The 13263-nt window shown below is 66.0% G+C and carries 13 protein-coding genes; 3 read left to right on the top strand and 10 right to left on the bottom strand.

Going from position 1 to position 13263, the window contains the following annotated elements; genetic code table 11:
• Nucleotides 1–101: 101 nt before the first annotated feature.
• From mnhG to AC6HZP_RS05540, 6 genes are read right to left on the bottom strand one after another with little or no spacing between them, the layout of a single operon-like run.
• Complete coding sequence (gene mnhG, locus AC6HZP_RS05515) at nucleotides 102–488, bottom strand: monovalent cation/H(+) antiporter subunit G (RefSeq protein ID WP_201402633.1); 387 nt, start codon at nucleotides 486–488, stop codon at nucleotides 102–104.
• Entirely contained in the window at nucleotides 485–766 is a 282-nt protein-coding gene (locus AC6HZP_RS05520; protein ID WP_201402634.1) for a K+/H+ antiporter subunit F, read from the bottom strand. The genes mnhG and AC6HZP_RS05520 overlap by 4 nt, the downstream gene beginning before the upstream one ends.
• Nucleotides 763–1248: a Na+/H+ antiporter subunit E gene (locus tag AC6HZP_RS05525; RefSeq protein WP_201402635.1), complete on the bottom strand. Its 486-nt coding sequence runs from the start codon at nucleotides 1246–1248 to the stop codon at nucleotides 763–765. The genes AC6HZP_RS05520 and AC6HZP_RS05525 overlap by 4 nt, the downstream gene beginning before the upstream one ends.
• Nucleotides 1245–2909 carry a monovalent cation/H+ antiporter subunit D gene (locus AC6HZP_RS05530; RefSeq protein ID WP_497525727.1) on the bottom strand — a complete coding sequence of 555 codons (1665 nt, stop codon included), beginning with the start codon at nucleotides 2907–2909 and terminating at the stop codon, nucleotides 1245–1247. Before AC6HZP_RS05530 ends, AC6HZP_RS05525 begins: the two co-directional genes overlap by 4 nt.
• Nucleotides 2909–3250 (bottom strand): Na+/H+ antiporter subunit C, encoded by a 342-nt coding sequence (locus AC6HZP_RS05535; protein ID WP_201402637.1) that lies wholly within the window; start codon nucleotides 3248–3250, stop codon nucleotides 2909–2911. The genes AC6HZP_RS05530 and AC6HZP_RS05535 overlap by 1 nt, the downstream gene beginning before the upstream one ends.
• Entirely contained in the window at nucleotides 3250–6168 is a 2919-nt protein-coding gene (locus AC6HZP_RS05540) for a monovalent cation/H+ antiporter subunit A (protein WP_497525728.1), read from the bottom strand. The genes AC6HZP_RS05535 and AC6HZP_RS05540 overlap by 1 nt, the downstream gene beginning before the upstream one ends.
• 93 nt (nucleotides 6169–6261) lie before the next feature.
• Between AC6HZP_RS05540 and AC6HZP_RS05545 the strand changes: the two genes are divergently transcribed.
• The gene (locus AC6HZP_RS05545) at nucleotides 6262–6525 is read left to right on the top strand and encodes a helix-turn-helix domain-containing protein (RefSeq protein ID WP_497525729.1); all 264 of its coding nucleotides are present in this window, start codon (nucleotides 6262–6264) and stop codon (nucleotides 6523–6525) included.
• A 272-nt stretch (nucleotides 6526–6797) separates the two neighbouring features.
• Here the strand turns inward: AC6HZP_RS05545 and AC6HZP_RS05550 are convergent, their stop codons facing one another.
• Genes AC6HZP_RS05550 through AC6HZP_RS05565 form a run of 4 tightly spaced genes read right to left on the bottom strand, consistent with a single transcriptional unit; the run spans nucleotide 6798 to nucleotide 9727 of the window.
• Nucleotides 6798–7592 (bottom strand): transporter substrate-binding domain-containing protein, encoded by a 795-nt coding sequence (locus tag AC6HZP_RS05550; protein WP_201402640.1) that lies wholly within the window; start codon nucleotides 7590–7592, stop codon nucleotides 6798–6800.
• A 22-nt stretch (nucleotides 7593–7614) separates the two neighbouring features.
• Nucleotides 7615–8403: an amino acid ABC transporter ATP-binding protein gene (locus AC6HZP_RS05555; RefSeq protein ID WP_497525730.1), complete on the bottom strand. Its 789-nt coding sequence runs from the start codon at nucleotides 8401–8403 to the stop codon at nucleotides 7615–7617.
• Complete coding sequence (locus tag AC6HZP_RS05560) at nucleotides 8390–9037, bottom strand: amino acid ABC transporter permease (protein ID WP_201402641.1); 648 nt, start codon at nucleotides 9035–9037, stop codon at nucleotides 8390–8392. Before AC6HZP_RS05560 ends, AC6HZP_RS05555 begins: the two co-directional genes overlap by 14 nt.
• Before the next feature lie 9 nt (nucleotides 9038–9046).
• Nucleotides 9047–9727 carry an amino acid ABC transporter permease gene (locus AC6HZP_RS05565; protein WP_201402642.1) on the bottom strand — a complete coding sequence of 227 codons (681 nt, stop codon included), beginning with the start codon at nucleotides 9725–9727 and terminating at the stop codon, nucleotides 9047–9049.
• A 669-nt stretch (nucleotides 9728–10396) separates the two neighbouring features.
• Here AC6HZP_RS05565 and AC6HZP_RS05570 point away from each other — a divergent pair.
• Together AC6HZP_RS05570 and AC6HZP_RS05575 are read left to right on the top strand one after the other, a co-directional pair.
• Complete coding sequence (locus tag AC6HZP_RS05570; RefSeq protein ID WP_497525731.1) at nucleotides 10397–11146, top strand: GntR family transcriptional regulator; 750 nt, start codon at nucleotides 10397–10399, stop codon at nucleotides 11144–11146.
• Nucleotides 11147–11352: 206 nt separating this feature from the next.
• Nucleotides 11353–12375 carry a GntR family transcriptional regulator gene (locus AC6HZP_RS05575; RefSeq protein ID WP_497525732.1) on the top strand — a complete coding sequence of 341 codons (1023 nt, stop codon included), beginning with the start codon at nucleotides 11353–11355 and terminating at the stop codon, nucleotides 12373–12375.
• The last annotated feature ends 888 nt before the right edge of the window (nucleotides 12376–13263 follow it).

A 13263-nucleotide genomic window follows, 5' to 3' on the forward strand; every position in this document is an offset into this window, starting at 1 on the left:
GAGGAGCCCCGCAGGCGAGTGTGCGACATCCGATCAGGATAGATCGTATCCGGATGCGGCGCAGAGTGGTTTGATATCCGTCAAATCGCGCGAAGGAGCCCTCAGCCCCGCGCGGTGTGCTCGCCGTCGTTTATGCCGCGGTCACCGACCAGCGAGGCGACGCTGTCGGCCTTCTCGGTCCGGTCGCGATAGATCGCGGCGCGGGCGAGCAGCATCAGCGTCACCGGCGTCGTCACGGTGACGAAGGCGGTGATCAGCAGCTCGTGCAGCACGAGGCGCGATTGCAGCACCGAGAAGCACACCATCGAGGCGATCAGGATCGCGCCGGCGCCGCCCGTCGTGCCGAGGGTGGGCGCGTGCACGCGCTCGTAGAAGCTCTTGAAGCGGACGAGGCCGATGGTTCCGAGCAGCGTCAGCCCGGAACCGAGCAGCAGCAGGAAGGCGACCAGCAGCGCCGCCCAGGCGGGAAGGTCTTCGAGGCCGTTCATTCGATCACCTCGCCGCGCATCAGGAACTTGGCCAGCGCCGCCGTCGAGACGAAGCCGAGCAGGGCGATGACTAGCGCCGCCTCGAAATAGATCGTGCTGCCGTTGCGGATGCCGAAGGTCAGGATCAGCAGCATGCCGCAGACATAGAGCGCGTCGACGCCGAGCACGCGGTCCTGCGCGCGCGGGCCGGCGAGGATGCGGTAGGCGGCGCAGGCCATCGCCGCGACGAGCATCAGCTGCGAGGCCGTGATCGACCAGAGGAGGATCGTCGTGCTCATTCGAAAACCTCCATCAGCAGCTGCTCGTAGCGTTTCTGGATCGTCTCGATCCAGAGATCGCCGTCGACCAGGTCGAGGACATGGATCAGGAGCCGGCCGTTCTCGGCGTGATACTCGACCCAGGCGGTGCCTGGCGTCGCCGTGAGGATGCAGGCGAGCACCGCGAGGCCCGTCCGGTCGCGCAGCCGCAGCGGAACGACCACGAAGCCCGGCCGCCGGGTGCTCCGCTTGCCCTGCAGGATGAGTTTCGAGACCGCGACGTTCGAGTGGTAGATGTCGATCAGCACGCGCCCGATCAGGACCGGGATCAGGTGCCAGCGCCGCAGGCGCGGCTTGTCCGGCTGTAGCGCCGCCATCGCCCAGGACGCGGCGACGGCGATCACCGTGCCCAGGATCAGATGGCCGAGCGAGAAGCTGTTCAGGAGCAGCCACATCAGGATCAGCGACGCCGTCAGCAGCGGGTAGGGCAGGAACCGGCTCATGGTGCGACCTCCGGCGTCTTGCTGGCCGGAGCCTCGGGGGCAGGGGCCTCGACGCGCGGCGCCGACATGACATCGCGGATGTAGCTGTGCGGCGCGTGCAGCGACTGGGCCGTCTGGTCCATGTAGCGCATCACCGGCCCGCCGAAGATCGTCAGCCCGACGCAGAGCGACAGCAGGAAGGCGATCGGCGCGATTTCCATCAGGAGGACGCGCGGCACGATGCCCTCGATCGGCGCCCAGAAGGCCTGGATGCCGGCGCGGGTCAGCGAGATCATCGCGGCGAGGCCGGAGATGACGAGCAGCGCGACGAAGGTCCAGATCGCCGGCGACAGGCTGCCGCCCTCGGTGAGCCCGTCGGGATTGAGCAGCGCCGTCAGGATCGCGAACTTGCCGACGAAGCCGGAGAGCGGCGGCAGGCCGGCCAGAAGCAGGCCGCAGGCGGCGAAGGAGATGCCGAGGATGGCGAGGGTCGAGGGAATGGCGACGCCGATCTCCTCCTCCGCTTCCTCTTCCTCGAGGTCTTCGCCATAGGCGTCGAGCGTGATGGCGAGGACGCCGGCGGAGGGATCCTGCACGCGGTCGATCAGCTCGATCAGCAGGAAGAAGGCGCTGATCGCGAGCGTCGAGCTCACCATGTAGTAGAGCGCGCCGGCGGTGGCCGAGACGTTGGCGATGCCGATCGCCGCCAGCATCGTGCCGGACGAGACGAGAATGTAGTAGCCGGCGAGGCGTCCCTTGGCCTGGGACGCCATGACGCCGATGGCGCCGAAGGCGATGGTCACCATGCCGCCGACCAGAAGCCAGGAATCGCCGAAGCCGCTCGAGGCTCCGGCCTCGACACCGAAGAGGAGCGGCGAAAGACGGAGCAGCACATAGACGCCGACCTTGGAGAGGATGGCGAAGATGGCGGCGACGGGGGCGGCGGCAGCGTTGTAGGCGGTCGGCAGCCAGAAGCCGAGCGGCCACATGCCGGCCTTGACCAGGAAGGCGATGCCGAGAATGCCGGCGCCGGCGTCGAGCAGCATGCGGTCCGAGGCCGGCACGCCGGGGATCCGCAGCGCCAGGTCGGCCATGTTGAGCGTGCCGGTGACGCCATAGATCATGGCGACGCCGATCAGGAACAGCGACGAGGCGGCGAGGTTGACGACGATGTAGTGCAGGCCCGCCTTGACGCGCGCCTGGCCGGAGCCGTGCAGCATCAGGCCGTAGGACGACGCCAGCATCACCTCGAAAAACACGAACAGGTTGAACAGGTCGCCGGTCAGGAAGGCGCCGTTGACGCCCATCAGCAGCAGCTGGAAGAGCGTGTGGAAATGCGGGCCGCTCCGGTGCCAGCGCGCCAGCGAATAGACGATCGCCGCGATCGCCAGCATCGAGGTCAGCACCAGCATCAGCGCCGCCAGGCGGTCGAGCACCAGCACGATGCCGAACGGCGCCGGCCAGTTGGCGAGCAGATAGACCTTCGTCGCCGGCCCGTTGGTCGCGGTCGGCGTGTTGGCGAAATCGAGCAGCGCGATCGCGACCAGAGCCAGCGCGATCGTCGAGATGACGTTGATGGCGGCTTTCAGCGCATGCCGGCGTTCATCGATCAGAAGTAGCGCCGCGCCGGTGATGAGCGGCAGCAGGATCGGAACGATGACGAGATGTTCAGCCCAATCCATCAGCTGGGCTCCCGGCCGTCGACATGGTCACTGCCCGTCAGGCCGCGCGAGACCAGAAGCACGACGAGGAACAGCGCCGTCGTCGCGAAGCCGATGACGATGGCGGTCAGCACCAGCGCCTGCGGGATCGGATCGGCATAATCGGCCGGATTGACGGCGCCGGCGGAGGAAAGCACGGGCGGTGCCGCCACCTTCAGCCGTCCCATCGAGAAGATGAACAGATTGACGCCATAGGCGATGAGCGACAGCCCGATGATGAGCTGGTAGGTGCGCGGGCGGAACAGCAGCCAGACGCCCGAGCCGATCAAGACGCCGATGCCGATGGCGAGAACGAGTTCCATCAGGCGGCCTCCTCCTCGCTGGTCGCGGCGGCGCGCGTGGAGCGCAGGCGGCGGATCGATTGGTGCGCGAGAGCGATCAACATCAGGCTGGTTGCGCCGAGAACGAGGGAGAAGACGCCGAAATCGAACAGGCTGGCGGTGGCGGCCGGCACGGCGCCGATCAGCGGCAGCTCGATATATTGCGAATGCGAGGTCAGGAACGGATAGCCGAAGACCCAGGAGCCGGCGCCGACGATGGCCGCCAGCAGCAGTCCGAAGCCGATCCAGACGACCGGCAGCACGCGCAGCCGGTCCTCGACCCAGATCGTGCCGGCGGACATGTATTGCAGGATGAACGCCGCCGCCATGGCGATGCCGGCGGCAAAGCCGCCGCCCGGCAGGTCGTGGCCGCGCAGGAACAGGTAGGCGGCGAACAGGATGATGACCGGGAACAGCCACTGCATGATCAGCGACGGCACCAGCAGATAGTCGCTGATCGTGTCGCCCACCTTGCGGTCGGGCTGGGCGTCGTCATGCGCGTTCTGGATCCGCTGCTGTTCCGGCGATTCGACGCTGTCGGCGGCCGGGCGGAAACGGCGGAGCAGGGCGAACACCGTCAGCGCGACGACGCCGAGGACGGTGATCTCGCCGAAGGTGTCGAAGCCGCGGAAGTCGACCAGGATGACGTTGACGACATTCTTGCCGCCGCCTTCCGAATAGGCCTTCTCGAGGAAATAGTCGCCGATCGTGGCCGGCTGGGTGCGCGTCATGATCGCATAGGCGACGATCGTCGCGCCGAGGCCGGCGGCGATCGCCATGGCGAAGTCGCGATAGCGGCGGAACCTGGCGATGACGGGAATCGTGTCCGTGGCGATTTCCGGCGACCGCTTCGGCAGCCAGCGCAGGCCGAGCAGGATCAGCACCGTGGTCACTACCTCGACGAGGAGCTGCGTCACGGCGAGATCCGGCGCCGACAGCCACAGGAAGGTGATGCAGGTGACGAGGCCGGAAACGCCGAGCAGCATCAGCGCCACCAGCCGGTGGAACTTGGCCTGCCAGGCGGCGCTGACGGCGCAGATGATCCCGATCAGCCACATGGCGACGAAGACGGGATCGGCGCCGGCAAGCGTCGGCCTACGCCAGTCGAGCCCCTGCAGCCAGATCGGCCATGTCGCCGCGATCAGAGCCACGAGCACGAGCAGCCGCAGCTGCGGCTGCAGCCGGCGGGTGCCGAGATTGGCTTCCAGGAAGCGGGCCCAGCGCCACGAGATCGTGGCCATGACGCGCTCGAAGATGCGCTGCCCCTTGAGGCGGCGGAAATAGGGAGGCCCTTCCTCGGAGGTGGCGAGGTAGTTCTTGAGGAAGTGGTAGAGCAGCACGCCGGCGGCCAGCGCGCCGATGCTCATGATCAGCGGCAGGTTGAAGCCGTGCCAGATGGCGAGGCTGTATTCCGGCGTCGCCGGGCCGAGCACCGACACCACCGCCGTGTGCAGATACGGGCCGATCGTGTAGCCCGGCAGGATGCCGACGACGAGGCAGGTCAGCACCAGCAGCAGGATCGGGAAACGCATCCAGAAGGGCGGCTCGTGCGGCTCATGCGGCAGGTCGGTCGGCGGCGGTCCGAAGAAGGTGCTGTGGATGAAGCGCAGCGAATAGGCGACGGCGAAGGCGCTGCCGAGGAAGGCGGCGTAGGGGGCGGCCGTGTCGAGGATCGAATTGACATGCGTCTCGATCGTCTCGGCGAAGAACATCTCCTTCGACAGGAAGCCGTTCAAGAGCGGCACGCCCGCCATGGCGGCGCTCGCCACCATCGCCAGCGTCGCGGTGAACGGCATGAAGCGGAACAGGCCGCTCAGCCGCCGCATGTCGCGCGTGCCGGTCTCGTGGTCGATGATGCCGGCGGCCATGAACAGCGACGCCTTGAAGGTGGCGTGGTTCATCATGTGGAAGATCGCGGCGACGGCGCCGAGCGAGCTGCCGAGGCTGAGCAGCATGGTGATCAGGCCGAGATGGCTGATCGTCGAATAGGCGAGCAGGCCTTTGATGTCCTGCTGGAAGATGGCGAAATAGGAGCCGAGCAGGAACGAGCTCATGCCGGCGAGCCCGACGATCCAGAACCATTCCTCCGTGCCCGCGAGCACCGGCCAGAACCGCGCCAGCAGGAACACGCCGGCCTTCACCATCGTCGCCGAATGCAGGAAGGACGAAACGGGGGTCGGCGCCGCCATCGCGTTCGGCAGCCAGAAATGGAACGGGAACTGCGCGCTCTTGGTCAGCGCCCCGAGCAGGATGAAGCAGAGCGTCGGCACATAGAGCGGATGCGAGCGGATCAGCTCGCCCGACGACAGCACGCGGTCGAGGTCGTAGCTGCCGACGATGTGGCCGATGAGCAGCACGCCGACCAGCAGGCCGAGGCCGCCAATGCCGGTGATCGTCAGCGCCATGCGGGCGCCGTCGCGCGCGCCGGCATTGTGGTGCCAGTAGCCGATCAGCAGGAACGAGAAGATGCTCGTCATTTCCCAGAAGATGACGAGCAGGATGAGATTTCCCGACAGCACGATGCCGAGCATCGAGCCCATGAAGGCCAGGAAAAACGAGAAGAACCGCGGCACCGGGTCTTCCGGCGACATGTAGTAGCGCGCGTAGAGCACGACGAGCAGGGCGATGGAGCTCACCAGCATGGCGAACATCCAGGCGAATCCGTCCATGCGCAGCGTGAAGTTCAGGCTGAGCGACGGGATCCATTCGACGTGGTTGTGGACGGCGCCATTCTGGGCCACGGCCGGGTAGAGCAGGGCGGCGAGCGCGATGCAGATCAGCGCGACGGCGGCGGCGAGGCCGGCGGCGGCATTGCGGGCATGCGTGGGGAGAATTGCAGCAAGGATGCTACCGGCGAACGGCAGGCCGACCATCAAAATCAGCGATGTGTCGTCCGTCATTCTCTACAATGATCCGCTGTCAACCCAGGCAACCATTGCCTGATCTCACCCATTATGGTTGACTTGGGAGAGGTAAGGCAAGGGCATAGGACAATGAATTTGCTGCCGGAGCAATGTCGGGCTGCACGCGGGCTCCTGAATTGGACCCAGGAGCACCTCGCGGCGATCGCGGGTGTATCGCGCAGCACGATCAAGGACTTCGAGTGCAATCGCCATGTGATTCACCGCGCCACGGAATCCCTGCTGATTCGCGCGCTGGAGGAAGGCGGCGTCCGCCTCATTCCCGCCGAAGGCGAAGGCCCGGGCGTCCGCCTCGCCTGCCGCTGCGCCGGCGCCCAGCCGGGCATGGTCGGCTGAGGCGCAGCCTCGTCGCGAACTCGGATTTACCTCCCCCTGAGGAAGCTTTTCGCGCAGCACCGTTCTTTGGGCGGCGACGCCCCAAGCCGCTGGGCCTTCCAGGCCCATCGACCGTCTCCACCATCATCCTGAGGTGCTTCGCGCAAGCGAAGCCTCGAAGGAGGCTCCAGGGAATGCGGTTCGGCAAAAAGGTCTCGGCGCCCTGAATCAAAAAGGGCTGCCGCACCGGGGTGCGACAGCCCTTCTTCATTTCGGAACCTCGTCGACGGCGCTTACTGCGCTTCGACCAGGAACGGAGCCAGGTCGAGCTTGGCGCCCATGTACTTCTCGAAGATCGTGGAGAGCGAGCCGTCGGCGGCGCCCTGCTTGACCCAATCCTGCAGCCAGGCCTTCAGCTCCGGCTCGTTCTTGCGCAGGCCGATGCCGAGCGGCTGCTGGACGACTTCCGCCTTGGGCTCCAGCTCCTTGGCCGGGTAGCGCTCGGCGAGCGTCAGGAACATGCCGTAGGGCGCGCACATGGCGTCGACCTGGCCGGACATCAGCGCGGTGATGGTGGTCGCGTCATCGTCGAAGCGGACGAGCTTGGTGTCGGCCGGGGCCTTCTTGGTCAGCTCGGTGTCCTGCAGGTTGCCGCGGACGACGCCGACGCGCTTGCCGGAGAGGTCCTCGAGCGACTTGATCTCGACGCCCTTCGGTCCGAACACGATCAGGCGGTTGACCGAGTAGGGGACGAAGTCGACGACCTTGGCGCGCTCGGGGGTGATCGCGAAGGACGAGATGACGATGTCGGTCTTGTTCGTCAGCAGGAACGGCACGCGGTTCGGGCCGGTCACTTCGACGAGCTTCATCTTGACGCCGAGATCCTGGGCCAGCTTGTTGGCGACGTCCACGTCGGCGCCGGCCGGCTTCAGGTTGGCGTCGGTCATGCCCCATGGCGGCGCGCCGAGGTCGATCGCGATGGCGATCTCGCCCTTGGCCTTGATGTCGGCCAGGAGATCGGCCTTGGCGACGCCGGCAACGCCGAGCGCCATGGTCGCGGCGAGCGCGACGCGGGTCAGGAACTTCATTCTCTTACCTCCAGTTAGAATGTCAGAGACCGCTGCTCAGGAATTGCCGCAGTTCCGGGGTCTTCGGATCCGCGAAAAGCTCAGCCGGCGGCCCTGCCTCCCAGACCTTGCCCTGGTGCATGAAGACGACGATGTCGGCGACACGGCGGGCAAAGGCCATTTCATGCGTGACGAGGACCATGGTCATGCCGTCACGCGCGAGATCTTCCATGACCTTCAGCACTTCGCCGGTCAGTTCCGGATCGAGCGCGGAGGTCACTTCATCGAACAGCAGCACCTTCGGGGAGAGGGCGAGCGAGCGGGCGATGGCGACGCGCTGCGCCTGGCCGCCCGAGAGCTGCTCCGGATAGGACTCGGCCTTGTCCGCCAGCCCGACCAGCCCGAGCACCTTGTGGGCGATCGCGTCGGCGTCGGCGCGCGACTTCTTCTGCACCGCCGTCAGGGCGAGGGTGATGTTCCGGAGCACGGTCAGGTGCGGGAACAGATTGTAGCTCTGGAACACCATGCCGACTTCGGAGCGCAGGCGCTTGATCGACGCGCGGTCCGACATGCTGACATTGTGGCCGCAGACCTTGATGGTGCCGCCATTGATCTCTTCGAGCGCGTTGATGCAGCGCAGCAGCGTGCTCTTGCCGGAACCGCTGCGCCCGACGATCGCGACCATGGTGCCGCGCTCGATCTGGAGCGAAACGCCGTGAAGGACCTGGAGAGGGCCGAAACTCTTCGAAACGTTGTCGACGACGATGATGGGTTCGGCGCCCGGGACGGCTTCGTTCCGAGGTCTCGTGCCGGTTGCTTCATTTACCGACATTGAGCTTCCTTTCGAAATGCCTGCTGGCGAGAGAGAGGGGGTAGCACATCGCGAAATAGATGATGGCCACGAAGATGAAGGTGATGAACGGCTGGAAGGTCGAGTTGTTGACGATCTGGCCGGCTCGGGCGAGTTCGACGAAGCCGATGATCGAGGTGATCGACGTATTCTTGATGATCTGCACCATGAAGCCGACCGTCGGCGGGATCGCTATACGCATCGCCTGCGGAAGGATGACGTAGCGATACTGCTGCGTCCGGCTCAGGCCGATGCAGTTCGAGGCTTCCCACTGGGTCTTCGGCACCGACAGGATGCAGCCGCGCCAGATCTCGCCGAGGAAGGCGGAGGTATAGAGCGTCAGCGACAGGCCGGCGGCGGCGATCGGCGGGATGTCGAGGCCGAGGATCGACAGGCCGAAATAGGCCAGGAACAGCACCACCAGCAGCGGCGTGCCCTGGATGATCTGGATGTAGGTGGCCGACAGAAGGCGCAGCGTCTTCAGCTGCGAGACGCGGCCGAGCGCCAGGATCAGGCCGAGGATGCCGCCGCCGATGAAGGCGATCACCGACAGCAGCAGCGTCCAGCGGGCCGCCTCGATGAGATAGATCAGATGGGTGGAGGAAAACTGGATCACGATCTCACCTCACGTGCGCAGCTTGCGGCGGCGGACAAAGGCGACTTCGCCGATGGCCCAGAGAACGACGCGGAAGAGGACGGAAAGGGCGAGATAGATGGCCGCGACGATCAGGTAGACCTCGAACGAGCGGAACGTTTCCGACTGGATCAGGTTCGCCTCGGCGGTCAGCTCCTGCGCGGAGATCTGCGAGGTGATCGAGGACGACAGCATCAGGAGCACGAACTGGCTCGAAAGCGCCGGATAGACGCGCTCGACCGCCGGAATCATGATGATGTGCCAGTAGACCTGGAACTTGTTGAGGCCGAGGCATTCCGCGGCTTCGAGCTGGCCCTTGGCGATCGATTCGATGCCGGCCCGGATGATCTCGCTGCCATAGGCGCCGGTGTTGATCACCAGCGCGATGACGGCGGCGGTCTCGGCCGAGAGCTTCAGACCGAGGCTCGGCAGGCCGAAATAGACGATGAAGATCTGGACCAGCAGCGGCGTGTTGCGGATCACCTCGACATAGGCGCCGACCAGCCCGGAGGCGAGCTTGTTCTTGCCGGAGCGGATGACGGCGCAGATCAGGGCGAGGACGAAGCCGATGGCGATCGACGCGCCCGCGAGCAGGATCGTCTGCCAGGCGCCGCGCAGGAACGCGGGCCAGCTGTCCAGAAAAAATGAGAAATCAAACGAGTATGAGAGCATCCCGTCGCCTGCGCTGTTGGTGGGCTCGGTAAGGATTGTGGTGAGATCGCGTGTCGTGCGGCAGGCTGCTGCCCGTCACCGATCGTTCCGAAGGCGCGACGAGGCGCTCCGGAAATCCGCTGACCTGGCTGAGGACGGCGGGATATTTCCTGTTGCGGAGGGCCGCGGGATCAGGGCCCTGTGGCAATCCGGCTTGGCGAGCCGGCGGCGGGCGTCGCCCGTTCCGCGAGGGCTCGGCCGGCGGGACCCGACGCTGCCGGCAGGCCGAGGGGGGATCGGCCTTCCGTTCGTCAGAGTCTCGATTTCCGTGGTGCTCATTGCATTGCCTTGGTCGAACGCCCCCTCCCGGAGGCAAGAATAGCGTTCCGCCGGAAACCGGCGCGCGCGGGCCTTGCTCAGGAACGTTGGACGGATGCGCGGGCCTGCCGCGCAGACCGACCGTCACCATGGCGAGTTGTCGACCGCGGGTCTGACAACCAACCGGGCACCTGTTGCCTCTTTTTGCGTCCCGGCACTAGTATTCTAGTCCACTGTGAATGACAATATGCGTTAACAAGCGGCCCTTACGGAAGGTCGGAATCGCCTAAATGCTTGGTTTTTCACCTGCATTGGACGAAAACCGGCGAAGCGGCAGCAAACGCCTATAAAAAAATGTGCGGGACGGAATTGATGACGGAACCGGTTGGGCAATCGCTCGGTGCCATCCTGGATGATGCCAATCTGAGCCGGGACCGGCGGGCATCGCTTCAGGTCTATGAACTGCTGCGCCGGGCGATCATCTCGCTGGAGCTGGAGCCCAACCGTCCGATCTCGGAGCAGGATGTCGCCAACCGTCTGTCGGTCAGCCGCACGCCGGTCCGCGAGGCCTTCATCCGTCTCCAGGAAGAAGGTTTACTGACGAGCTACCCGCAGCTCGCGACGGTGATCGCGCCGATCCGGATGGAGGGGCTGCTCGAGGCGCAGTTCCTGCGCGAGGCGATCGAATGCGCAACGGCGGAGCGCGCCGCCCGCATCATCGACGAGGACGGCATCCTCCGGCTGCGTTCGCTGCTGGCGCGCCATGCCGCCTCGCTCAAGGCCGAGAAATGGCCGGAATTCCATCTCCTCGACGAGGAGACGCACCGGCTGATCTGCGAGGTCGCCGGCCTGCGCGGTCTCGGCCGCCCGGTCGAGCAGGCGCGCGGACATCTCGATCGCGTGCGCTATCTGACCTTGCCGGAGCTCGATACGTCGCGCCGGGTCGTCGACCAGCACACGACCGTCGTCGAGGCGATCTGCGAGCATCGGCCGGAAGACGCGCGCGAGGCGATGCGCGTGCATGTGCGCGACCTGCTGCCCCGGCTGGAAGGCTTGCGCGAGCGCTATCCCGACTTCTTCGAGGAGAAGCCGCAATTCGCCCGCCGGACCTCGGTCCGCTAGCCGATCCCCTCTTCGGCTCCAGCGCCGGCTGCCAGCAAGGCGGGCGGGAGCCGTTTGTCTTTGCGAATACCCCCGGCTACGATCCGACGGCGACAACAGGGAGGTCGCGGGGGGATTGCGGCATCATCGTTTCCGGGCGCGACATCTCGCGCCGGCTGGTTCGCTGCCGCACCCTCGGCGATGTCGGGCAGGCGTGAGTGCGTGGCATGGCAGATCGTAGCCCGAAGGGCGCGCGGAGCGGGCAGGGGGCGGACGGAGGTGGCGTCGATCGGACGCCCGCCTATGCCTTCATCGCCGAACGGCTGCGCCGGGGCATCGCGAGTGGCGGGCTTCCCGAGGGGGCCGTGCTGCTCGAAGGGCATATCGCCTCGATATTCCGGTCGAGCCGCTCGCCGGTAAAGCGGGCGCTGGCCCGGCTGGAGGCGGAGGGGTTGCTCAGCCGGTTCGACGGACGCGGGCTCCTCGTCGGCCAGCGCGACGCGCCGAGGCGGCTGAAGATCACGTCCGACATGCTCGGCCTCGACGCGGAGGCGGCGCTGCCGCCCAAGCCCTTCGCCTGGCAATCGCTCTATTACGATTTCGAGCGCGAGGTGATCCTGCGCTCGGTGTTCGGCCGCTTCCGCGTCAACGAGCTGGCGCTCGCACGCCATTTCGACGTCGGCCGTACCGTGGCGCGCGACCTTCTGATCCACGCCCAGCAGGTCGGCATCGTGACCAAGGGTGAGAAATCGCACTGGTGGCTCATTCCGCTCGACGAGGCGCGGTTCCGCGATCTCTACGAGTTGCGCATCCTGCTCGAGCCAGCGGCGCTGGAGACCGCCGTCGACGCCATTCCGCCGACGGTCGTGGCCGGCATGGTGGCGCGGCTGCAGGCCGGCATCGATCGCTCGGGCGATGCCGACGTCGCCGAGCTCGACGTGCTGGAGAGCGATCTCCACATCGATTGCCTCGCCTATGGCGGCAATCGCGAGATCACCGAGGCGCTGAAGCGCACACGCTGCATCCTCGTTTCCGGCAAGCACTTCCAGGTCGCCCTGCAGCGCCAGCCCTATTTCGATTCGTTCCCGCAGGAGCATCTCGAAGTCCTGCAGGCCGTCGCGCGGCGGGACGCCGCCGCGGCGACGCATCTGCTCAGGGCGCATCTGCGGGCATCGAGCGAGAAGGCGGCGGAACGCCTGGCCGCCTTCCGCGCCACCCATGCCGTCTCGCCGACGTCCTATTTCGTCTGAAGGCCGTCCAGGCGGGCCGATCCGGCCGCCGGCGCCTGTCGATGAAATCTATTATAAACCTTACGAAGGAATGGAGTTGCGCGAACGGCCGATTGCAATCATTCTGCGCCGCGTTGTCGCCGAAAAGGCGGCACCAGAGTTCTGCTGGTCCCGGAGTGTTCCTTTGGAGTGAACGCCCGCAGCCGGCAAAGCCCGCCGCCCTGAAAAGGGTGTGCTGTTCCGGTGTGTCGGGGGGAGATGCCGGAACGAGGGAAGGGGAGAGCATCGATTTGGCGCTCGCCCCTCCCTTGGGCCCGACCCGAGGCAATCCACGAAACCAGCGAGACCCGAGCCGCGTCATTGTCGCCGGCTCCCGGTGGCATCCGCGCTGACGCCTGCCGTCGATCCGGCTACGGCTTCCGATATCGTGAGTTGTTCCGTTGCCAGCTGCCCTGTCAGGGTTGCAGGATGACGGCGATGCTTGACGCAGATGAACATAGTCTCGTTCTCGTCATGAACATCCGATTCGGAGTCTTGCCTTCTGGTTAGATCGACGTCACGCATTGCCAATATTGTGCACTTGCGAACAAGTACTGTGCAGTCGCGGCGCTCGATTCACAGGAGGGTAATGTTTCGCGCTGCGGACTTAAAAAATAGCTTGGCAGGAGCTGCCCGCCCGACACATGATCCCGGTCCGGGATCCTCGTTGGATGGAGGTCCAACGAGCCCGGCTTCCGGAGCGGGCCGTCGCGGCGGGAAGGCTTTTCCGAGGCGACCGAGGGGATGGGGAGGACGCACGGGCCCGGAACCGGGCGGTTTCAGATCATCTGCCGCGGAAGGACGGGGCGCCGGAGCGCCTGAACCGTCTCCGCCGGATCGAATACATCCGATTTCTGCGAGGCTGCCGGG

The organism is Kaistia sp. SLG-1, from assembly GCF_059699055.1.

Excerpts from the sequence above, each read along its gene's own strand:
- AC6HZP_RS05540 (WP_497525728.1), bottom strand. The coding sequence starts at position 6,168 with ATGACGGACGACACATCGCTGATTTTGATGGTCGGCCTGCCGTTCGCC.
- AC6HZP_RS05555 (WP_497525730.1), bottom strand. The coding sequence starts at position 8,403 with ATGTCGGTAAATGAAGCAACCGGCACGAGACCTCGGAACGAAGCCGTC.
- AC6HZP_RS05545 (WP_497525729.1), top strand. The coding sequence starts at position 6,262 with ATGAATTTGCTGCCGGAGCAATGTCGGGCTGCACGCGGGCTCCTGAAT.
- AC6HZP_RS05550 (WP_201402640.1), bottom strand. The coding sequence starts at position 7,592 with ATGAAGTTCCTGACCCGCGTCGCGCTCGCCGCGACCATGGCGCTCGGC.
- AC6HZP_RS05520 (WP_201402634.1), bottom strand. The coding sequence starts at position 766 with ATGAGCACGACGATCCTCCTCTGGTCGATCACGGCCTCGCAGCTGATG.
- AC6HZP_RS05575 (WP_497525732.1), top strand. The coding sequence starts at position 11,353 with ATGGCAGATCGTAGCCCGAAGGGCGCGCGGAGCGGGCAGGGGGCGGAC.
- AC6HZP_RS05530 (WP_497525727.1), bottom strand. The coding sequence starts at position 2,909 with ATGGATTGGGCTGAACATCTCGTCATCGTTCCGATCCTGCTGCCGCTC.
- AC6HZP_RS05565 (WP_201402642.1), bottom strand. The coding sequence starts at position 9,727 with ATGCTCTCATACTCGTTTGATTTCTCATTTTTTCTGGACAGCTGGCCC.
- AC6HZP_RS05535 (WP_201402637.1), bottom strand. The coding sequence starts at position 3,250 with ATGGAACTCGTTCTCGCCATCGGCATCGGCGTCTTGATCGGCTCGGGC.
- AC6HZP_RS05525 (WP_201402635.1), bottom strand. The coding sequence starts at position 1,248 with ATGAGCCGGTTCCTGCCCTACCCGCTGCTGACGGCGTCGCTGATCCTG.
- AC6HZP_RS05570 (WP_497525731.1), top strand. The coding sequence starts at position 10,397 with ATGACGGAACCGGTTGGGCAATCGCTCGGTGCCATCCTGGATGATGCC.
- mnhG (WP_201402633.1), bottom strand. The coding sequence starts at position 488 with ATGAACGGCCTCGAAGACCTTCCCGCCTGGGCGGCGCTGCTGGTCGCC.